The organism is Citrobacter sp. wls827, from assembly GCF_005280875.1.
GTDB lineage: Bacteria > Pseudomonadota > Gammaproteobacteria > Enterobacterales > Enterobacteriaceae > Citrobacter > Citrobacter youngae.
The window spans coordinates 74,182-79,724 of the sequence record NZ_SZWR01000012.1 but is presented as its reverse complement, the minus strand read 5'-3'; the positions used below and the strand labels follow the sequence as shown (position 1 = coordinate 79,724).

At 51.1% G+C, this 5,543-nt stretch carries 5 protein-coding genes; 3 read left to right on the top strand and 2 right to left on the bottom strand.

Annotated elements, in window-relative coordinates; translation table 11 throughout:
• Window positions 1-203 precede the first annotated feature (203 nt).
• Window positions 204-1,541, top strand: coding sequence for a hemolysin family protein (locus tag FDX03_RS07275; protein ID WP_061067115.1), 1,338 nt, complete (start codon window positions 204-206; stop codon window positions 1,539-1,541).
• A 64-nt stretch (window positions 1,542-1,605) separates the two neighbouring features.
• On the opposite strand, the gene FDX03_RS07270 is transcribed toward FDX03_RS07275, so the two are convergent.
• Window positions 1,606-1,812, bottom strand: a complete 207-nt coding sequence (locus FDX03_RS07270) for a DUF1107 domain-containing protein (protein WP_003025710.1) — start codon at window positions 1,810-1,812, stop codon at window positions 1,606-1,608.
• A 326-nt stretch (window positions 1,813-2,138) separates the two neighbouring features.
• Here FDX03_RS07270 and FDX03_RS07265 point away from each other — a divergent pair, with 326 nt between their 5' ends.
• Window positions 2,139-2,696 (top strand): YtfJ family protein, encoded by a 558-nt coding sequence (locus tag FDX03_RS07265; RefSeq protein ID WP_137345714.1) that lies wholly within the window; start codon window positions 2,139-2,141, stop codon window positions 2,694-2,696.
• Here the strand turns inward: FDX03_RS07265 and cysQ are convergent.
• Window positions 2,686-3,426 (bottom strand): 3'(2'),5'-bisphosphate nucleotidase CysQ, encoded by a 741-nt coding sequence (gene cysQ / locus FDX03_RS07260; RefSeq protein WP_115601090.1) that lies wholly within the window; start codon window positions 3,424-3,426, stop codon window positions 2,686-2,688. The two genes, FDX03_RS07265 and cysQ, sit on opposite strands and share 11 nt — an antisense overlap.
• Before the next feature lie 187 nt (window positions 3,427-3,613).
• On the opposite strand from cysQ, the gene cpdB reads away from it, so the two are divergent.
• Window positions 3,614-5,543: 2',3'-cyclic-nucleotide 2'-phosphodiesterase (cpdB, locus tag FDX03_RS07255; protein ID WP_137345818.1), on the top strand; the 1,930-nt coding region annotated here is incomplete at its 3' end.

The following is a 5,543-nucleotide window of genomic DNA, read 5'->3' as shown; positions in this document are numbered from 1 at the left end:
GGATACTGTGGCATTGGCGGCATAGGCGTTTGCCTGCCGCCGCAAGGATAATCGCCGCCCTCTGGCGGCTTTACAGTACCTTACGCTATACTAGCTCCTGAAATTGCCGGTCCACTCCCTTCGGACCGGTTTTCAATGTGTATTTCACACAGATTTATCAATTTATCCCTTCCGAGGATCTGGCCTTAACGGTCGGATAAGATATGTTAAACAGTATTTTAGTCATTCTCTGCCTGATCGCCGTGAGTGCGTTTTTCTCGATATCCGAGATCTCGCTTGCTGCGTCACGCAAAATCAAACTTAAACTGCTTGCCGATGAAGGCAACGTAAACGCACAGCGTGTTTTGAAGATGCAGGAAAACCCCGGCATGTTCTTTACCGTTGTGCAAATTGGTCTTAATGCGGTTGCTATTCTTGGCGGTATCGTCGGTGACGCGGCGTTTTCACCGGCATTTAACGGTCTGTTCTCGAAATACTTCGCCCCAGAGCTGTCCGAACAGTTAAGCTTTATTCTGTCGTTCTCCCTGGTGACTGGCCTGTTCATCCTGTTCGCGGATTTAACCCCGAAACGCATCGGTATGATTGCGCCAGAAGCTGTAGCTTTGCGTATCATCAACCCGATGCGCTTCTGTCTGCTCGTGTTCCGCCCGCTGGTATGGTTCTTTAATGGTCTGGCAAATAACATTTTCCGTCTGTTTAAGATCCCGATGGTGCGCAAAGACGACATCACCTCGGACGATATTTACGCCGTAGTAGAAGCCGGCGCATTGGCAGGGGTTCTGCGCAAGCAGGAACATGAGCTGATCGAAAACGTATTTGAACTGGAATCCCGTACCGTGCCGTCTTCAATGACCTCGCGCGAAAACGTTATCTGGTTTGATCTGCACGAAGATGAACAGAGCCTGAAGAACAAAGTGGCGGAACATCCGCATTCCAAGTTTCTGGTCTGTAACGAAGATATCGACCACATCATTGGCTATGTTGATTCAAAGGATCTCCTCAACCGCGTACTGGCAAATCAAAGCATGGCGCTGAACAGCGGCGTACAGATCCGCAATACGCTGATTGTTCCGGATACGCTGACGCTCTCAGAAGCGCTGGAAAGCTTCAAAACCGCAGGTGAAGACTTTGCCGTCATCATGAACGAGTATGCACTGGTGGTGGGGATTATTACGCTTAATGACGTAATGACGACACTGATGGGTGACTTAGTCGGCCAGGGTCTGGAAGAACAGATTGTGGCGCGTGATGAGAACTCATGGTTAGTTGATGGTGGTACGCCGATTGATGACGTGATGCGTGTGCTGGATATCGACGAGTTTCCGCAGTCCGGCAACTATGAAACCATCGGCGGTTTCATGATGTTCATGCTGCGTAAAATCCCGAAACGCACCGACTCGGTGAAGTATTCTGGCTACAAATTTGAAGTGGTGGATATCGATAACTACAAGATCGATCAGCTGCTGGTGACGCGCCTGGACAGCAAACCTACCGTTCTGGTACCAAAGCTGCCGGATGCAAAAGAAGAGACCAAAGCGTAATCCCGCCAGAAACATCAACGGCTCCCATCAGGAGCCGTTTTTTAACTACTGCATAGCACTTTGATCAAGCCATCTCAGTTTGCAGACGCAAGACCTGACGGTTAACTTCGGACATAACAGAAAAATGCAGTTTGTCCTTCACTTTTGGGATAAGAATCTTACCCTTATCAAACTCAAAAGCGCCTACGTCCTTGATATATAACCGTCCACGAAACAGGATCTTCACGTACTTCGCCACCTGCAGCGGGTTGTATCGTTGGAAAATTTTCATTGTATCTCCTGCTGAGCGTTACGCCTTTGCGGTACCACAATCGGTCCGACAATCCTCAGGCGCAAATTTTAATGCCTTATGACTATAGACTATCTGAACGATGTTTCCAGCGTGTATAAGTTTATTTACCTTCAGGTTACAATTATTCAGAATTATCTTTTCAACGCTTCGCTGTCTTCAGTATAAGCCTTCATTTTTCGCAGGATTTGTGCGCCCGTCCGCAAACTGGCATCGCGCTTGCGGGAAAAAGCATCATTCGCACATATGATTAAATTCCAGGCCCAAGTGGTCGGATCACCTGCAAAATAAAGAAAGAAGGAAAACCCATGACCTTACAAAAACTGCTGGCCCTATCGTGCCTGCTGCTGCCGATGATTGCCTCCGCACATTCGTTTGAGACTAACCAGCGCGTGCCGCCGGTGGGTATTGCCGATCGCGGCGAACTGATTCTTGATAACGATAAGTTTAGCTACAAAAGCTGGAATAGCGCGCAACTGCCAGGGAAAGTCCGTATTGTGCAACACATCGCTGGACGTACCTCCGCCAAAGAGAAAAATGCGACACTGATTGAAGCCATCAAAGCGGCCAATCTGCCGCATGATAAATACCAGACCACCACTATCGTCAACACGGATGACGCCATTCCCGGCTCCGGTATGTTTGTGCGCAGCAGTCTGGAGAGCAATAAGAAGCTCTACCCGTGGTCGCAATTCATTGTCGACAGCAATGGCATTGCGCGTAAGGCCTGGCAACTGGATGAAGAGAGCTCCGCTATCGTCGTTCTCGACAAAGACGGACGCGTACAGTGGGCAAAAGATGGGGCGCTAACGCAGGATGAGGTGCAGCAGGTGATTACCCTGCTGCACAAACTGCTCAGTAAATAGAGACGCGGAAGCCGGGGTTGAGGAACGATTCACGTGGGGTGTAATCCAGAGGTTTCCCCTGCCAGTCGTGAACGTGCGCTCCGGCTGCGGCAGCAACCGCGTGGCCCGCAGCGGTGTCCCACACGTTTGTGGGTCCAAAACGCGGATACAGTTGCGCCTGCCCTTCCGCCACCAGGCAGAACTTCAGCGAGGAACCAATCGAGGTGGTCTGGTGCTCACCCAACTGTTGCAGATACTCTTTTAACTCATTGTCGGCATGGGAGCGGCTAATCACCACCAGCGGCGGACGCGCATCACGCACCTGGATTTGTTTGCGCACGCCGCACTCTTCTTTCCACGCTTTACCTTCTGCTGCGCTGTACATCACTTTCATTACCGGCGCGTAAACCACGCCCAGAACCGGCTTTCCCTTCTCGATAAGCGCAATGTTAACGGTAAATTCACCGTTACGCTTAATGAACTCTTTGGTCCCATCCAGCGGATCGACCAACCAGTAGCGCTGCCAGTGTTGACGAACATCCCAGCCCGGAGGCGCCTCTTCAGACAGAACCGGAATATCCGGCGTCAGCGCCAGTAATCCCTCGAGGATCACAGTGTGCGCTGCGATGTCTGCCGCCGTGACCGGAGAATCGTCCTGCTTGCTGGTAATCTCCATCGGTTTGAGTCCATCGTAGACCTGCATAATGGCATCGCCCGCGTTCCGTGCAAGCTGGCATACATGTTCTAACATTCTCCACCTCGTTTCTTTCGTGGTGTTAACTCGTTGTTTTACTTATACCCGATCGCCAGGGGATCCGCCAACTGTGATAGCGTCTGCGGTTTTAAACGCTATATTCATGTCATGATTCACAGTTCTGTAAGCAAGAAGATTTATATACATTTTCTTTTGTGGCTTAGATCTTAAAAGGATGCCCCTGATGATTAAGTTTAGTGCAACGCTTCTGGCTACGCTGATTGCAGCCAGTGTGAATGCCGCGACCGTCGATCTACGGATAATGGAAACAACTGATTTGCATAGCAATATGATGGATTTCGATTATTACAAAGATACGGCGACTGAAAAATTTGGCCTGGTGCGTACAGCGAGTCTTATCAACGCTGCGCGTGGTGAAGTCAAAAACAGCGTGCTGGTTGATAACGGCGATTTGATTCAGGGCAGTCCGCTCGGGGATTACATGGCGGCCAAGGGGCTGAAAGCGGGCGAAACTCACCCGGTCTATAAGGCGCTGAATACGCTGGATTACGCGGTGGGTAACCTCGGCAACCATGAATTCAACTACGGTCTTGAGTATCTGCACAACGCACTAGCCGGGGCGAAGTTCCCTTACGTTAATGCCAATATCATCGACGTTAAGACCAAAAAGCCGCTGTTTACGCCTTATCTGATCAAAGACACTGAGGTTGTCGACCAGCAAGGGAACAAGCAGACGCTGAAGATAGGCTATATCGGTTTTGTGCCGCCGCAGATCATGACCTGGGATAAAGCCAACCTCAGCGGTAAAGTGACGGTGAACGACATCACCGAAACCGCACGTAAATACGTGCCTGAGATGCGAGCCAAAGGCGCGGATGTGGTGGTGGTAGTAGCTCACTCCGGGCTTTCAGCCGACCCGTATCAGACAATGGCGGAGAACTCCGTTTACTACCTCAGTGAAGTCCCGGGCGTGGATGCCATTATGTTTGGTCACGCTCACGCCGTTTTCCCCGGTAAAGACTTTGCCAACATCAAAGGTGCTGATATCACAAAAGGTACGCTCAATGGCGTTCCTGCGGTGATGCCGGGCATGTGGGGCGATCATCTGGGGGTGGTGGATTTAGTGCTGAATAACGACAGCGGTAAATGGCAGGTCACCCAGGCGAAAGCTGAAGCACGCCCGATTTATGACGCGGCGGCGAAAAAATCACTGGCCGTTGAAGATAAGAAAATCGTTGAGATCCTGAAAGCCGATCACGATGCCACGCGCGAGTTCGTCAGCAAGCCAATCGGTAAATCCGCCGACAACATGTACAGCTACCTGGCGCTGGTGCAGGACGATCCGACTGTGCAGGTGGTGAATAATGCGCAGAAAGCCTATGTAGAGCACTTTATTCAGGGCGATCCGGATCTGGCGAAGCTGCCGGTGCTTTCCGCCGCCGCGCCGTTTAAAGTGGGCGGGCGTAAGAACGATCCGGCCAGCTTTGTTGAGGTGGAAAAAGGCCAGCTTACCTTCCGTAACGCCGCCGACCTGTACCTTTATCCCAATACCCTGGTGGTGGTAAAAGCCAGCGGTAAAGAGGTGAAAGAGTGGCTGGAATGTTCCGCCGGACAGTTTAATCAGATTGATATCCACAGCAGCAAACCACAGTCGTTGATTAACTGGGACGGCTTCCGTACCTATAATTTCGACGTGATTGATGGCGTGAATTATCAGATTGATGTTTCACAACCCGCCCGCTACGACGGGGAATGTCAGACCATTAATCCGAAAGCGGAACGTATTAAAAATCTGACCTTTAACGGCAAACCAATCGATCCGAATGCCACCTTCCTCGTCGCGACCAACAACTACCGTGCCTACGGCGGTAAGTTTGCCGGAACCGGCGACAGCCACATCGCGTTTGCTTCTCCGGATGAAAACCGCTCGGTGCTGGCCGCGTGGATAGGTGGCGAGACGAAGCGCGTCGGTGAAATACATCCGGCGGCAGATAACAACTGGCGTCTGGCGCCGATTCACAGCGATACCAAACTGGATATTCGCTTTGAAACATCGCCAACCGAGAAGGCCGCCGCGTTTATCAAAGAGAAAGGGCAATATCCGCTGAAAAAAGTCGCGACCGATGACATCGGTTTCGCCATTTATCAGTTGG

Excerpts from the sequence above, each read along its gene's own strand:
- FDX03_RS07275 (WP_061067115.1), top strand. The coding sequence starts at position 204 with ATGTTAAACAGTATTTTAGTCATTCTCTGCCTGATCGCCGTGAGTGCG.
- FDX03_RS07270 (WP_003025710.1), bottom strand. The coding sequence starts at position 1,812 with ATGAAAATTTTCCAACGATACAACCCGCTGCAGGTGGCGAAGTACGTG.
- FDX03_RS07265 (WP_137345714.1), top strand. The coding sequence starts at position 2,139 with ATGACCTTACAAAAACTGCTGGCCCTATCGTGCCTGCTGCTGCCGATG.
- cysQ (WP_115601090.1), bottom strand. The coding sequence starts at position 3,426 with ATGTTAGAACATGTATGCCAGCTTGCACGGAACGCGGGCGATGCCATT.